The 13,549-nt window shown below is 73.4% G+C and carries 14 protein-coding genes; 3 read left to right on the forward strand and 11 right to left on the reverse strand.

Features of this window, described 5'->3' with window-relative positions; translation table 11 throughout:
* Positions 1-8 precede the first annotated feature (8 nt).
* On the reverse strand, positions 9-1,649 hold the full coding sequence (locus ACFVZH_RS14235) for a TerD family protein (RefSeq protein ID WP_384896775.1): 1,641 nt from the start codon (positions 1,647-1,649) through the stop codon (positions 9-11).
* Between the two features lie 132 nt (positions 1,650-1,781).
* Entirely contained in the window at positions 1,782-2,357 is a 576-nt protein-coding gene (locus ACFVZH_RS14240; RefSeq protein ID WP_384896777.1) for a SprT-like domain-containing protein, read from the reverse strand.
* A 210-nt stretch (positions 2,358-2,567) separates the two neighbouring features.
* Between ACFVZH_RS14240 and ACFVZH_RS14245 the strand changes: the two genes are divergently transcribed.
* Together ACFVZH_RS14245 and ACFVZH_RS14250 are read left to right on the forward strand one after the other, a co-directional pair.
* A complete protein-coding gene (locus ACFVZH_RS14245; protein ID WP_384896780.1) occupies positions 2,568-3,794 on the forward strand; it encodes a ThiF family adenylyltransferase in 1,227 nt (408 codons plus the stop codon).
* Between the two features lie 41 nt (positions 3,795-3,835).
* Positions 3,836-5,179, forward strand: coding sequence for an ABC1 kinase family protein (locus tag ACFVZH_RS14250; RefSeq protein WP_384896783.1), 1,344 nt, complete (start codon positions 3,836-3,838; stop codon positions 5,177-5,179).
* On the opposite strand, the gene ACFVZH_RS14255 is transcribed toward ACFVZH_RS14250, so the two are convergent.
* The 6 genes from ACFVZH_RS14255 to ACFVZH_RS14280 form a co-directional block, all read right to left on the reverse strand.
* Positions 5,112-5,888 carry a class I SAM-dependent methyltransferase gene (locus ACFVZH_RS14255; RefSeq protein WP_384896785.1) on the reverse strand — a complete coding sequence of 259 codons (777 nt, stop codon included), beginning with the start codon at positions 5,886-5,888 and terminating at the stop codon, positions 5,112-5,114. The genes ACFVZH_RS14250 and ACFVZH_RS14255 overlap by 68 nt on opposite strands.
* Positions 5,889-5,918: 30 nt before the next feature.
* Positions 5,919-6,101 carry a hypothetical protein gene (locus ACFVZH_RS14260; protein ID WP_384896789.1) on the reverse strand — a complete coding sequence of 61 codons (183 nt, stop codon included), beginning with the start codon at positions 6,099-6,101 and terminating at the stop codon, positions 5,919-5,921.
* A 113-nt stretch (positions 6,102-6,214) separates the two neighbouring features.
* The gene (locus ACFVZH_RS14265) at positions 6,215-6,538 is read right to left on the reverse strand and encodes a hypothetical protein (protein ID WP_384896792.1); all 324 of its coding nucleotides are present in this window, start codon (positions 6,536-6,538) and stop codon (positions 6,215-6,217) included.
* Positions 6,535-6,903 (reverse strand): WhiB family transcriptional regulator, encoded by a 369-nt coding sequence (locus tag ACFVZH_RS14270; RefSeq protein ID WP_384896794.1) that lies wholly within the window; start codon positions 6,901-6,903, stop codon positions 6,535-6,537. Before ACFVZH_RS14270 ends, ACFVZH_RS14265 begins: the two co-directional genes overlap by 4 nt.
* A gap of 171 nt (positions 6,904-7,074) precedes the next feature.
* Positions 7,075-7,440, reverse strand: a complete 366-nt coding sequence (locus ACFVZH_RS14275; protein WP_384896797.1) for a hypothetical protein — start codon at positions 7,438-7,440, stop codon at positions 7,075-7,077.
* A gap of 172 nt (positions 7,441-7,612) precedes the next feature.
* Entirely contained in the window at positions 7,613-9,793 is a 2,181-nt protein-coding gene (locus tag ACFVZH_RS14280; protein ID WP_384896800.1) for an ATP-dependent DNA helicase UvrD2, read from the reverse strand.
* Positions 9,794-9,939: 146 nt separating this feature from the next.
* On the opposite strand from ACFVZH_RS14280, the gene ACFVZH_RS14285 reads away from it, so the two are divergent.
* Positions 9,940-10,182 carry a mycoredoxin gene (locus ACFVZH_RS14285; protein ID WP_369146392.1) on the forward strand — a complete coding sequence of 81 codons (243 nt, stop codon included), beginning with the start codon at positions 9,940-9,942 and terminating at the stop codon, positions 10,180-10,182.
* A gap of 81 nt (positions 10,183-10,263) precedes the next feature.
* Here ACFVZH_RS14285 and ACFVZH_RS14290 read toward each other — a convergent pair whose 3' ends face one another.
* The 3 genes from ACFVZH_RS14290 to ACFVZH_RS14300 form a co-directional block, all read right to left on the reverse strand.
* A complete protein-coding gene (locus ACFVZH_RS14290) occupies positions 10,264-11,034 on the reverse strand; it encodes a class I SAM-dependent methyltransferase (RefSeq protein ID WP_384896803.1) in 771 nt (256 codons plus the stop codon).
* Between the two features lie 22 nt (positions 11,035-11,056).
* Positions 11,057-12,004, reverse strand: a complete 948-nt coding sequence (gene nudC, locus ACFVZH_RS14295) for an NAD(+) diphosphatase (protein ID WP_384896806.1) — start codon at positions 12,002-12,004, stop codon at positions 11,057-11,059.
* 124 nt (positions 12,005-12,128) lie between these two features.
* Positions 12,129-13,541, reverse strand: a complete 1,413-nt coding sequence (locus ACFVZH_RS14300) for a dipeptidase (RefSeq protein ID WP_384896809.1) — start codon at positions 13,539-13,541, stop codon at positions 12,129-12,131.
* Between the last annotated feature and the right edge of the window lie 8 nt (positions 13,542-13,549).

Below are 13,549 nucleotides of genomic sequence, written 5' to 3' on the forward strand. Positions count from 1 at the left end.
GGGCTCCCTCAGACCTCGTAGGGCTGGACGACGATGAAGTTGCCGGGGGCGCCCCGGAACTGGAGGTTCACGGTCTCCCCGCTGTGGCCGGGGTAGGCGTTGCGGCGGAGCCGCACCTGGCTGGAGAGGATGACCTGGGACGCGGACGACCAGGCGACGACGGCGTTGCAGTCGGCGAAGGTCGTCGGTGTCACGGGCAGGACGACGGGGACGCCGTGGGTCTTCACGACGACCGTGCCGGTGCCCTGGAACTGCATGGTGAACAGCGCCCCGCCGGGGATGCCGTGGCCCTCGATGCGACGGACCTCGTACTGGAGGGACTCGTCGAACGCGAGCACGTTCTCGGCGGAGACGCAGATGCCGTCGCCCTGGAGCTCGATCGGGTGCAGGTGGGCGCCCTCCTCGGCGAGGAAGACCTGGCCGCGGCCGGTGCAGCGCATCAGCTGCATCTCCTGGCCGGTGGCGTTGCCGACGATCCGGCCGGCGAAGCCCGCGCCCTTGTAGCCGAAGTCGACCTTGCCCTGGTACATGACCATGGAGCCCTGCCGGGCCAGGACGGGCACCCCGCCCATGGCCAGGTCGACCCGCATGAGCTGCTGGTTCTGCGGGGTCCAGCGGGCGCCGGTGGCGGTCTCCTTGTACGGCGCGAGCGCCGCGGCGAGCCCGGCGCCGGTCGCCGGGACGCCCTGCGGGACGCCCGCGGGCTGCCCGTAGCCGGCGGGCTGCTGGCCGTACGCCGGCGGCTGCTGCCCGTACGGGGCGGGGGCGGCCTGCCCGTACGGGGGCGCCTGCGGCGGCTGGCCCTGACCGGGGTACTGGCCGGGGGCCTGACCCGGGACCTGGCCCGGGTGCTGCCCCGGAACCTGGCCGTACTGCGGCGGCTGCCCGTACGGGGCGGGGGCCGGCGCGGGCGGCGGGACGGGGGCGGGCGCCAGCGGTGCCACCATCGTCGGCGCCGTGTGGACCGGCTGCGCCGGCGTGGGCGCCTGGGGCGCCTGCGGCGCGCCGAACGCGGGCGCGGGGGCCTGCGCGGGTGCGCCGAAGGCCGGCGGCGCCGTCGCCTGCGGCGGCGGGGCGAAGCCGGGGGCCGCGCCCTGGGGCTGCGGCGCCGCGGGCGCCTCCTCGGCGACCTCGCCGCCGAAGTTCCGCAGGAGCGCGTCGAGGCCGCCGTCGAAGCCCTGGCCGACCGCGGCGAACCGCCAGACGTCCTTGAGGTAGAAGTCGCCCAGCATCACCGCGCGCTCGGTGGAGAACTCCGCGCCGGTGAACGCGTACCGGGCGACCTCCTCGCCGCCCGCCACGATCCGCAGATGGCCGGGGCCGACCTGGGACATCTGGCCGGCGCCGTCGATCGTCGCGGTGAACGACAGCTTGTGGATGTTCGCGGGGATGCGGTCGAGCGTGACGCGGAAGGACTCGGTGTCACCGGACTGCGCCCCGAGCAGCTGGACGGACTCCTCGGGCGTCTTCGGCTGGTTGAAGAAGACGAAGTAGCGGTCGTCCGACAGCCGCTCGTCGGCGTCGAGGCCGAAGCAGCTGATGTCGAAGGTCAATCCGGGCGCCGCGATCTGCACGCCGACGTACAGATCGGTGCCCGCGGTCAGATCACTGATCTTGGCCTTGTGGCCGCGTTGGAATTCCCTGGCCATGCGTAACGACCGTCCCCCATCCCGAATGGCGAATGCTCGCGCCAGGCTAACGGCTGACCACGACATTGAGACAGGGCGGGTCGTTTTCGGTACGGAATCGGGAAACACGCTCACGCGTGCGTGCCGCCGCCGTCACTCCTCGCGGACGGCCGGGAGGTGCGGCAGCCGCGCGGCGGCGACGACGCCCTCCAGATAGCCGCGCGCCCGCTCGGTGCGGGGATACGCCTCCAGGAGCCGCCAGAACTCCGGGCCGTGCCCGGGGACGAGCAGATGGGCCAGCTCGTGGAGGAGGACGTAGTCGACGACGTACTCGGGCATGCCCTGGAGCCGGTGGGAGAGCCGGATGCTGCCCTCCGAGGGGGTGCAGGAGCCCCAGCGGGTGTTCTGGTTGGTCACCCAGCGGACGGACCCGGGACGGGCCCGGCCCCCGAAGTACTGCTCCGAGAGGTGCAGCGCCCGCTCGGTCAGCTCGCGGTCGCCGAGGACGCTCCGGCTCTCCTGGGCGGCGAGCTTGTCCAGCATCACGCCGACCCAGCGCCGCTCCTCGGCCTCCGACATCCGGGCGGGGATGAGCACGATGGTCCGATCGCCCTCGCGGTACGCCGACACGGTTCTGCTCCGCCGTGGGCTTCTGCGGACCTCGACCGCGCTCGTCCCCGCACCGCGGGGCTGCTTGCTGGTCACGCTGCTCTGTGGGTCGGCGGGCACGGCCCCGACGTTACCCGCTGCCGGTGCGGGAAGTCCCGCCTCCGGAGTGGTTTCGGGAACGTTCCGACCCCGGCGCGCCCCATTTGAATGACTAATCCCCTGACCTGTGGACAACTTTCGGCGACCGTCACGACAGCGGGGCATTCTCACCTCGGGACGGCGAAAGAGCCGATGTCGATCTTGTAATGCGATCACGGGCGGGGGCGGGAAATGCATCCGATGGTGAAACCGGCGCTGCGGCGGGCCTGGCGGAGTCTCCAGTGCGTGCAGTTCGGGGTCACCCCCGCGCACGCGGTGGTCCTCGGTCCGGTCGGCACGGACACGGGAGCGGTGCTCGGGCTGCTCGACGGCACCCGCGGGACCGAGCTCCTCCGGGCCGAGGCGCGGGCGCTCGGCCTGCCGAACGGACATCTTGAGGCGCTCCTGCACCGGCTGGAGTCGGCCGAGCTCCTCACGGACGCCGCACACGGACGGCCGGGCAGGGCGGGGCCTCCCGCCGGCGCGGTGGACCGTGCCCTCGACCCGCTCCGGGCCGACCTGGCCTCCCTGTCGGTGGTCCACCCCGAGCCCGAGCGGGCCATGCGGACCCTCGCGGCCCGGCGGGCCCTGCGCGTCCAGGTCCGGGGCGCCGGCCGGGTGGGGACGACGGTGGCGGCCCTGCTCGCCGCGGCCGGCGTGGGCACGGTCGAGGTGCTGGACTCCGGCCGCGTCGAACCCTGGGAGACGGCCCCCGGCGGGCTGCCCGCCGAAGCCGTCGGAGAGCGCCGCGCGACGGCCGCCCGGCGCCTGGTCGGCCGCTGGACACGACCTCCGGCCCGCACCGGCCCGGCGGCGGGCGGACGGGGCGAGAGGACCGGGAGCGACCGCGGGCGGGGTGCCGGGGGCGGGGGTCGCGACCTCGGGGCCGGCGGGCGGGGTGACGGGGGCGGCTGCGGTGGGCTTTCACTCGTCGTGGTGACCCCGAGGGACGGTCTCGGGGCGTACGTCCCCGATCCGCTTCCCGCCGAGCCGTGGATCTCCACCGGCACCCCCCATCTGTACGCGGGTGTCCTTGAGGCGACGGGGATCGTGGGGCCGCTCGTGCTGCCCGGCGGCACGGCCTGCGCGCGGTGCCTCCAGGAGGGCAGGACCGACCGGGAGCCGGTCTGGCCCCGGCTGCTGGCCCAGTGGCGCTCCGGCGCCCCGCACCGGCTGCCCGCCTGTGACCTGGCCCTGGCGACGGCCGTGGCGGGGCTCGCCGCCGCGCACGCGCTGGCCTTCCTGGACGGCGACCTCCCGGCGAGCACGGGTGCCCGCTGGGAGGCGTCGCCACCGCTGCTGGAGTGGCGGGCGGAGCGGCTGGAACCCCATCCGGCCTGCCCCTGCGGGGCGGCGCGCGGCGCGGACGGGGAGCGCGCCTCAACGGCGGCGGACACGCACGACACAATGGCGGGGTAACCGCCCTGCGCGGCACGGCAGTCTGGGTTTTGGAGGGGCTTATGTCTGATCTTCCCCGGAAGGCGGTCACCCGGACCGCCAAGTTGGCCGCGTTGCCGCTGGGCTTCGCGGGCCGGGCCACCTGGGGTCTGGGCAAACGGATCGGCGGGAGATCCGCGGAGCTCGTCGCCCGCGAGCTCCAGCAGCGCACGGCCGAGCAGCTGTTCAAGGTGCTCGGCGAGCTCAAGGGCGGGGCGATGAAGTTCGGGCAGGCACTGTCCGTCTTCGAGTCGGCCCTTCCGGAGGAGGTGGCCGGGCCCTACCGGGCAGCGCTGACGAAGCTCCAGGACGCGGCGCCGCCGATGCCGACCCGCACGGTGCACACCGTCCTGGAGGAGCGGCTCGGCGCCGAGTGGCGGCAGCTGTTCCTGGAGTTCGAGGACAAGCCGGCGGCGGCCGCCTCGATCGGTCAGGTGCACCGGGCCGTCTGGCACGACGGGCGCGAGGTCGCGGTGAAGGTGCAGTACCCGGGAGCCGGGGAGGCGCTCCTCTCGGACCTGGCGCAGCTGAGCCGCTTCGCCCGGCTCCTCGGCCCGCTGATCCCGGGGATGGACATCAAGCCGCTGATCGCCGAGATGCGGGACCGGGTCGCCGAGGAGCTGGACTACGCCCTGGAGGCGGAGGCCCAGCAGCGGCACGCGGAGGAGTTCGCGGACGATCCCGGCGTGGTGGTGCCGGCCGTGGTGCACCGGGCCGAGCAGGTCCTCGTCACCGAGTGGATGGACGGTGTCCCGCTGGCGGAGGTGATCGCGGACGGCACGGAGGCCCAGCGGAACCGGGCGGGCCAGCTGCTGGCCCGCTTCCTCTTCTCCGGCCCCGCCCGCACGGGGCTGCTGCACGCCGACCCGCACCCGGGGAACTTCCGGCTGCTGCCGGGCCCCGACGAGGACGAGGGGCCGGAGAGCTGGCGGCTCGGAGTCCTCGACTTCGGCACCGTGGACCGGCTGCCGGGCGGGCTGCCCGAGACGATCGGCACCTGTCTGCGGATGACGCTCGCCGGTGACGCCGAGACCGTCTACGGGCTGCTGCGGGGGGAGGGCTTCGTCAAGGAGTCCGTCGCCCTCGACCCGGACGCGGTCCTGGAGTACCTGCTGCCGATCATCGAACCGGCCGAGGCGGATGCCTTCGAGTTCAGCCGCGGCTGGATGCGGGCCCAGGCGGCCCGGATCGCCGACCCCCGCTCCCCCGCCCACCGGTTGGGCAAGCAGTTGAACCTGCCGCCCTCGTACCTGCTGATACACCGGGTGACGCTCAGCACCATCGGAGTGCTGTGCCAGCTCAACGCGACGGTCCGGCTCCGCGACGAACTGGAGGAGTGGCTGCCGGGCTTCGGGGAACCGGCCTAGGGCCTGCGTCACCTTCCCGTCGTCGCCCGAAGGGCGGCCCCGCGGCGTCGGCGGGCTTGCGCCAGACGAGGGTGTAGCGCCAGAAGAGGCGTCGGCGCAGCCGGGCGCCGGGGAGGATCCGCCGGGCGGCGAGGGCGATCTCGGCGAAGGTCTCCTCGGCGTCCCGGGTCGTGGCGGTCATCGCCGCGGGCCGGGGCGCCGGACGGCCCCGGTTCACGATCCAGCCGGTGGCCGCGTTCAGCGGGATCGCGAGGAGGCCGAGGAGGTGGTCGCCGCTGGTCTCGGGGCGGGCGAGGCCGAGGACGACCAGGGTTCCCCCGGGGGCCAGCCGGTCCCGGAACCGTTCGAGGGCCGGGGCGAGCGGCAGATGGTGGAGGGTGGCGACGCAGGTGACCGCCGCGTAGGTGCCGTCGTCCCCGGTGGCGGCGAGGGCGTCCTCGGCGGCGTAGGTCACGCGGGCGGCCGGTGCGGTCAGCTCGCGGGCGCGGGCGACGATCGCCGGGTCGGCGTCGACCGCGCGCACGGTGCGGGCGCGGGTGGCGAGCAGCCGGGCGAGGTCGCCCGTTCCGCAGCCGAGGTCGAGGGCGCGCTCGGGGCGGGAGGGCAGCTGCCGCAGGATCCACCGGTGGTAGTGGGCGTTGTGGTCCCACGGGTGGGCGGCGTTGAACCGTCCGAGTGCGCGCAGGACGCTGTCCGTCAGGGTGGCCATCCCGGCAGTCGATCACACGCGGCGCGCCGCTCACCACCAGGAGGAGTCGAGACGGCCCTCGATCGAGCGGATGTTGGCGCGGGCGCAGTCCTCGCAGAAGTACGTGCGCCGGCCGTTCTCCACCGAACAGGTCCAGGTGAGCGGCAGGGTGTCGGCGGTCTTGCCGCAGCGCGCGCAGGCGAGGCGCTCCTCGGGTGTACGGGCGTCGTTCACCCTCGTGACGATAACCCCGGCGGGGCGCCGCCGCCCGGGCAACGCACCGCGGGGGCCGGTCCGTTCGGACCGGCCCCCGCGGCAGCACCCCTGGAGGGGTGTGACGTCACTGCTTAGTGCATGACGGCCATGGCGAGCGCGCGGCGGGCGCGCAGCGAGACGCGCTCGGCGCGCCGCTGCATGCGCCGGGCGGCGACCAGGCGCACGGCCTGGCGTTCCGCGTCGGCCTCGCGCTGTCGCTCGTGCATATGGGCACGAGCCATGGCTTCTGGGATGAGTTGCATTTCACGGGTCCTGTTCTGACGCGCGGTGTGCGCGGCGGCGGGGGAGAAGACTGGGGTCGCGGAGCCGAACGGCTCGCCTGCGGAAGAGGTCATCGGGGCCTGCTTCTGGGGATCGTGCGTGAGGGGGCGGTCGATGGTTCCGGTGGCACTCATGCCGCTACCGGGTTCTTGCGCGGACGGCCACGGGGCCGCTTGCGGGCGACGACCACGCCCTGGACGAAGAGCTCGCCACCCCAGACACCCCAGGGCTCGCGGCGCTCCTTGGCACCGGCCAGGCAGGCCGCCATGAGCGGGCAGGTCCGGCAGAGGGACTTCGCGTACTCGACGTCGGCCGGGGACTCCGCGAAGAAGACCTCGGGGTCGTAGGCGCGACACGGGACGGGGACGCCGAGGTTCTCGATGGCGTCGTCGAGCGCGGTGAGCGCGGTGAGGGGGGTCAAAGCGGGGTCCTCCGTGAGGCCGGGCAGGGGGATCGATTCGGAAGGCGGTACGGACGGGGCGTGCGCTTCGAGTTGCACGGTGGTCTTTCCTCGTCTGGTCGTTCCGGCCTGTTGGCCGGGGTTTCGGCTGGTACCGGGTGTTCTGTCCCGAGGCCCCTTCGCTCCGTCATCCCCGTTCGGGGACAAACAGAAGGGCCGCGGATCCCGGGTGGGGTTCCGCGGCCCTGAAGGCGCCGGTCTGATCATGGATCAGACTGGATCACTCCAGGGTTCGAGCCCACGGAAGGCCCACATCGTGTGGTGGTGCATCGTCGTCTGCTGCTGGGTGCCGGCACCGGTCGCCGCAAAGCCATAAACCGTGGCCTTGCCTGCTGCTCCTGCTTCCAGTGCCTTGGTCGGTCGCTCATTGCGCCGCTCCACGGCGACCGTGCCGAGACCGGAGAGACCGGTGACGGGCAGGCCGGCGACGGGCAGACCGGTGCCAATGAGAACCGAGGCGGAGAGGCCGAGGGTGCAGGCGGAGACGACCGAGGGATCGGTCATTTTGGCCATGCCGACGAAGCTGGCGCTGCTGACGAAGCTGGCGGTGCTGGTCTGAATGGTGCTGCTGATCACTGGAATCGCCTCCTCTCGGCGTCTCGGAGGGCTCGGGTGTGAGCCGGACCCTCATATGTATTTGGACAAGTACAGCACGAAGACAGGGCTTCGAAGAAGCCGCTGTTTCCGTGGTTAAGAACCTATGGCGCTTGACGGGGCAGGCGCAAACTATTTTTGCGACGAGTTTCGCTCAGAGTTCGTCGGCACCCGCTCCGCCCTCCCCACCTGCGCAGATGGCCAGGACATCGGCGCCGAAACGGTCCAGCTTCCGCATGCCGACGCCGGAGATCGAGGCGAGCTCGCCGTCGGTGGTCGGGACGCGTTCGGCGATGGCCATCAGCGTCTTGTCGGTGAAGACGCAGTAGGCGGGCTGGGCCAGTTCCCGCGCCTGCTCGGCGCGCCAGTCGCGCAGCCGCTCGTACAGGCCCTCGTCCATGTCGGAGGGGCAGTCCTCGCAGCGCATGAGCTTCATGGCGCCCGCTTCGGTGAGGGTCGCGCCGCAGACCCGGCAGAGGACGGGTCCCCGCATCTTGCGCCGGCCCCCGCCGACGCCGCCCCTCTCGATGCCGCCGCGGCCGGCGGCCGCGGCGGAGCCGAGGGAGCCGGAGCCGGGGCGCAGCCCCTTGAGGAAGCGGCTGGCGCGCCGGGAGGCCCGGCCGCCCGGGGAGCGGGAGAGCGCCCAGGAGAGCGAGAGGTGGAACCGGGCGCGGGTGACGCCGACGTACAGCAGGCGGCGCTCCTCCTCGACCTGCTCGTCGGTCTTGGCGTAGGTGATCGGCATCATGCCCTCGGTGAGGCCGACCAGGAAGACGGCGTCCCATTCGAGGCCCTTCGCCGCGTGCAGCGAGGCGAGGGTGACGCCCTGGACGGTCGGGGCGTGCTGGGCGGCGGCCCGCTCGTCGAGCTCGGCGACCAGGTCGGAGAGGGTGGCCCCGGGCTTGGCGCGGGCGAAGTCCTCGGCGAGCCGGACGAGGGCGGCCAGCGACTCCCAGCGGTCGCGGACGGCGCCCGAGCCGGCCGGCGGCCGGTCGGTCCAGCCCTTGGTGGAGAGGACCGCCCTGACCTGCGCGGGCAGGTCCTCGGCGTCGTCGAGGAGGGAGTCGTTGCCCCCGGCGCGGGCGGCGCCGCGCAGGGCGATGCCCGCTTCCCGTACCTCCTGGCGCTCGAAGAAGCGCTCGGCGCCGCGGAGCTGGTAGGGCACTCCGGCGTCGGCGAGGGCCTGCTCGTACACCTCGGACTGGGCGTTGATCCGGTAGAGGACGGCGATCTCGCCGGCCGGGACGCCGGCGGCGACGAGGTCGCGGATGCGGCGGGCGGTGCCCTCGGCCTCGGCCGGCTCGTCGGCGTACTCCGTGTAGGCGGGCTCGGGGCCGGGGTCGCGCTGGGAGATCAGCTCCAGGCGGTGCTCGGCGGCCCGGCCGCGGGCCTGGCTGAGCAGTCCGTTGGCGAGGTGGACGACCTGGGGGGTGGAGCGGTAGTCGCGGACCAGCTTGACCACGGTGGCGCCCGGGTGGCGGGTGCGGAAGTTCAGCAGGTGGTCGGGGGTGGCGCCGGTGAAGGAGTAGATGGTCTGGCTGGCGTCGCCGACGACGCAGAGGTTGTCCCGGTCGCCGAGCCACAGGTCGAGCAGCCGCTGCTGGAGCGGGGAGACGTCCTGGTACTCGTCCACGACGAAGTGCTGGTACTGGCGGCGGATCTGGTCGGCGATGTCGTGCCGGTCCTGGAGGATGCCGACGGTGAGCAGCAGCACGTCCTCGAAGTCGATCACCGAGCGGTCGCGCTTGAGCTGTTCGTACATGGCATAGATCTGGCCGATCTCGGCCGGATCGCGGGGGGCTTCCCGGACGGACTTGGCGACGCCGGCGGGATAGTCGGCGGGAACCGTCTGGGTGACCTTGGCCCATTCGATCTCGCCGGTGACGTCCCTGAGCTCGTTGCGGTCGAGCCGGACGCGGCAGCGGGCCGCGGCCTCGGCGACGAGCTGGACCTTCCGCTCCAGGAGCCGGGGCAGGTCGCCACCGACTGCTTTCGGCCAGAAGAACTGGAGCTGGCGGAGCGCGGCGGAGTGGAAGGTGCGGGCCTGGACGCCCCCGGCGCCGAGCTGCCGGAGCCGGCCGCGCATCTCGCCCGCGGCCCGGTTGGTGAAGGTGACGGCCAGCACGCTGGAGGGCTGGAGCACGTTCGCCCGGACCCCGTACGCGATGCGGTGGGTGATGGCGCGCGTCTTGCCCGTACCGGCGCCGGCCAGCACGCACACCGGGCCGGTCAGGGCCAGGGCGACCTCGCGCTGCTCGGGGTCGAGCCCGTCGAGCACCGCGTCGGCCGTCTCCGGGACCTGCGGGAAGAGAGTGGAGTGCGTTGCTGCTGTCACTCCGCCATGCTGCCAGGTCCGGAGGGGTCGGTGCGGAGGACCGTCCACAGGCCGGGGCTCCGGTCATACGAATTCCGGGAATGAGGAGGCGGGGGCGTACGTTCTCCTTCTCGGCACCCGTCAGCGAACAAGAGGAGCGCCTCGCCATGCAGGGCACTGTGACGATGTACAGCACCACGTGGTGCGGCTACTGCCGTCGGCTGAAGAGCCAGATGGACCGCGAGGGCATCGCGTACACCGAGGTCAACATCGAGCTGGACCCTGATTCGGCCGCGTTCGTCGAGAAGGCCAACGGCGGCAACCAGACCGTCCCGACCGTTCTCTTCCCGGACGGTTCGACGCTGACGAACCCCTCGCTCGCGCAGGTCAAGCAGAAGATCGGCGTCTGAGTCACCGCGCGTCCGAACCCCCGACCGGCGATCCGCCCGGCCGGGGGTTCGTCGTGTGGGGAGACTCGGGGCGGTCGGCGGTCAGGGGGCGGTCAGGACCACCACGTCGTAGCGCTCGTCGACGGGCACCGGCCCGGTGGCGCCCTCGCGGCGGGCGTCGGCCGCCAGGTGGTCGAGTCCGTCCTCGAACTCCTCGGGGGTGAGGCGGCCGAATTTCGCCAGGGGGCGGGCGGTCAGCCGCGCGCGGTAGGTGCGCAGGTCCTCGGCGACCGGGCGGGCGAACGACGTGACCTTCAGCACGGTGAAGCCCGCCCCGGTGAAGTCCTCACGGATCTCGTCCGCCGACGGGAAGCGTTTCCGGTCCAGCTCGCGCAGCCGCGGCCAGTAGTCGTAGACGAGCGCGTCCAGGCGCTCGCGGAAGGTCGTCCGCACGACCACCACTCCCCCGGGCCGCAGGACGCGGGCCAGTTCGCGGGCCGCGCGGGGACGGTCGGGCAGGTGGTGGATCATCCGGGACAGCAGCGCGAGGTCGAACGCGCCGGAGCGGACGGGCAGGGCCTCCGCGGCGCCCCGCACGTAGTGGACGCCGGGGCCGGCGTGGTGGCGCACGGCCTCGGCGAGCATGGCCGCCGAGGGGTCGATCCCGACCACGGCCGAGGGCGCGAGCCGGCGGGCCATGGCGGCGCAGAACATGCCGGTGCCCGCGCCGACCTCCACGATCGCCGGGGCCGGCCGGTCCGTGAAGGAACCGATCAGCCTGGTCCAGTCACGGAGCGACGCCTCGGGCATCTGGTTGCCCCGCTGGTACGCGACCGCGAGCCGCTCGTCGTCGTACGCCCTGTCCCGCGTCATGTCCGGCATCGTGCCAGAGGTGTCAGACCACGTCACCGGGCTTGGGCAACGGCTTGCCGTACCAGCGCTCGATCAGCCGGGAGGCGATCGAGATGCCGTACGGGGGCACCACGTCGCCCGACGCGAAGGCGGCGGCCAGGTCGTCGCGGGAGAACCAGCGCGCCTCGTGTATCTCCTCGCCGTCCACGGTGATCTCCGCGGAGGTGGCGCGGGCGAAGAACCCCAGCATCAGACTGGACGGGAACGGCCAGGGCTGGCTGGCGATGTACTCGACCTCGCCGACCGTGACGCCGGCCTCCTCGAAGACCTCGCGGACGACCGACTGCTCGATGGACTCGCCGGGCTCGACGAAACCGGCGAGGGTGGAGAAGCGGCCCTCGGGCCAGTGGACCTGGCGGCCGAGCAGCGCCCGGTCCTGGTCGTCGGTGACGAGCATGATCACCGCGGGGTCGGTACGCGGGTAGTGCTCGGCGCCGCATGCCTGGCAGCGGCGGATGTGGCCGGCCGCGGCGATGACCGTGCGCTCGCCGCAGCGCGAACAGAAGCGGTGGAGGCGCTGCCAGTTCTCCAGGGCGACCGCGTGCACCATGAGGCCCGCGTCGCGCGGCGACAGCAGCAGCCCGGCCTCGCGCAGCCCGGCGGGGCGGGCGGACTGGTCCATGCGGCCGGGCAGGGAGTCCTTCTGGAGGGCGAAGTAGGAGACGCCGTCGGCGTCCGTGCCCAGGAAGTAGCGGTGGGTCTCGGTGACCGGGGCCTCGAACGCCGGGGTCATGACGAGCTCGGTGGTGCCGTCGGGCCGGTCGTCGATCAGCACCTGGCCCCCGGAGACCACGAAGACCCGGGTCCTGGGGTGGCTCCAGGCGGCCGCGAGCCATGCCTCGTCGAGGCGGTGGTGGGCGGCCCGGTCGATGCCGCTCGGCGCGGTGAGCGAGATCGGGCGGTCCGCGGACGCGTTCTTCAGGGTGCTCACAGGTGCTTCTACTCCCCCGGATCGGTGTGTGGGTTCAGCGCTCGGCGACGAGGGCTTGTCTGGCGATTCACGTCGGATCGGGCCGGGGCGTGCGTGCCGGGCGGCCCGGACCCGGCGGGAACCGTCAGGCGGGCCCCAGGGCGGCGGGCAGGTCGCCCCACAGATGAGCGGTCGTCTCGACGCCCTTCATGAGGAGATCGAGCTCGATCTTCTCGTTGGGGGCGTGCCAGCCGTCGGACGGGACGGAGATGCCGAGGAACAGCACGGGCGCCTCCAGGACGTCCTGGAGGTCGGCGGCCGGTCCGGAGCCGCCCTCGCGGGTGTAGCGGACCTTGGCGCCGTCGAAGGCCCGGCTCATGGCCCCGGCGACCGCCTTGAGGGCGGGGTGGCCGAGGGGCGTGAGGCACGGGCGGGTCGGGGCGCCGAAGACGATCTCGTACCGGACGCCGGCCGGGACGAGTCCGGCGAGCCACTCCCGGACGGCGAGCTCGATCTTGTCCGGGTCCTGGCCCGCGACGAGCCGGAAGGACAGCTTCAGCTGGGCCGAGGAGGGGACGATCGTCTTGCCGCCGGGGCCCTGGTAGCCGCCGCCGATGCCGTTGACCTCGGCGGTGGGCCGGGCCCAGACCCGCTCCAGGGTGGAGAAGCCGGCCTCGCCGAGGGTGCCGTGCGACTTCGCCGTACGGAGCCAGGCCGCCTCGTCGAAGGGCAGCTCGGCGACGAGGGCGCGCTCGGCGTCGGTGAGTTCGGTCACCCCGTCGTAGAAGCCGGGGATCGCCACGTGCTCGTCGGCGTCGTGGAGGGCGGCGACGATCCGGCCCGCGACGGTGGCCGGGTTCGGCACGGCGCCGCCGAAGGAGCCGGAGTGGATGTCCTGGTCGGGGCCGTACAGCGCGATCTCGCAGTCGGCGACCCCGCGCATGCCGGTGCACACGGTGGGGGTCGTCTCGGACCACATGCCGGTGTCGGAGACGATCACGGCGTCGGCGGCGAGGCGCGCGGCGCGGGACTCGACCAGGGCGCGGAAGTGCGGGGAACCCGACTCCTCCTCGCCCTCGACGAGCAGCTTGAGGTGGACGGCGGGCGCCGTGCGGCCGGTGGCGGCGAGGTGGGCGCGGACGCCGAGTGTGTGGAAGAACACCTGGCCCTTGTCGTCGGCCGCCCCGCGCGCGTACATCCGGCCGTCGACCACGGTCGGCTCGAAGGGGTCCGTGTGCCAGCCGTCCTCGCGGGCGGCGGGCTGGACGTCGTGGTGGCCGTAGACGAGGACGGTCGGGGCTCCGGGGTCCTCCGAGGGCCACTCGGCGAAGACCGCCGGGGCGCCGTCGGTCTCCCACACCTCGACGGTGGTGAAGCCGGTCTCCGTGAGCTTGGCGGCGAGCCACTCGGCGCTGCGCCGGACGTCCCCGGCCCGGTCCGGCTGCGCCGACACCGAGGGGATGCGCAGCCACTCGGCGAGGTCGCCGAGGAAGGCGTCACGGTGCTGCTCGATGTACGTGCGTACGGCGTGGACGGCGCTGTCCGGGGTCTCGCTCATGCCTCCGA

The organism is Streptomyces sp. NPDC059534 (genome assembly GCF_042743475.1).
Lineage (GTDB): Bacteria > Actinomycetota > Actinomycetes > Streptomycetales > Streptomycetaceae > Streptomyces.

Coding starts and splice junctions, on each gene's coding strand:
- ACFVZH_RS14235 (WP_384896775.1), bottom strand. CDS start 1,649: ATGGCCAGGGAATTCCAACGCGGCCACAAGGCCAAGATCAGTGATCTG.
- ACFVZH_RS14245 (WP_384896780.1), top strand. CDS start 2,568: ATGCATCCGATGGTGAAACCGGCGCTGCGGCGGGCCTGGCGGAGTCTC.
- ACFVZH_RS14250 (WP_384896783.1), top strand. CDS start 3,836: ATGTCTGATCTTCCCCGGAAGGCGGTCACCCGGACCGCCAAGTTGGCC.
- ACFVZH_RS14255 (WP_384896785.1), bottom strand. CDS start 5,888: ATGGCCACCCTGACGGACAGCGTCCTGCGCGCACTCGGACGGTTCAAC.
- ACFVZH_RS14265 (WP_384896792.1), bottom strand. CDS start 6,538: ATGAGTGCCACCGGAACCATCGACCGCCCCCTCACGCACGATCCCCAG.
- ACFVZH_RS14285 (WP_369146392.1), top strand. CDS start 9,940: ATGCAGGGCACTGTGACGATGTACAGCACCACGTGGTGCGGCTACTGC.
- ACFVZH_RS14290 (WP_384896803.1), bottom strand. CDS start 11,034: ATGACGCGGGACAGGGCGTACGACGACGAGCGGCTCGCGGTCGCGTAC.
- ACFVZH_RS14300 (WP_384896809.1), bottom strand. CDS start 13,541: ATGAGCGAGACCCCGGACAGCGCCGTCCACGCCGTACGCACGTACATC.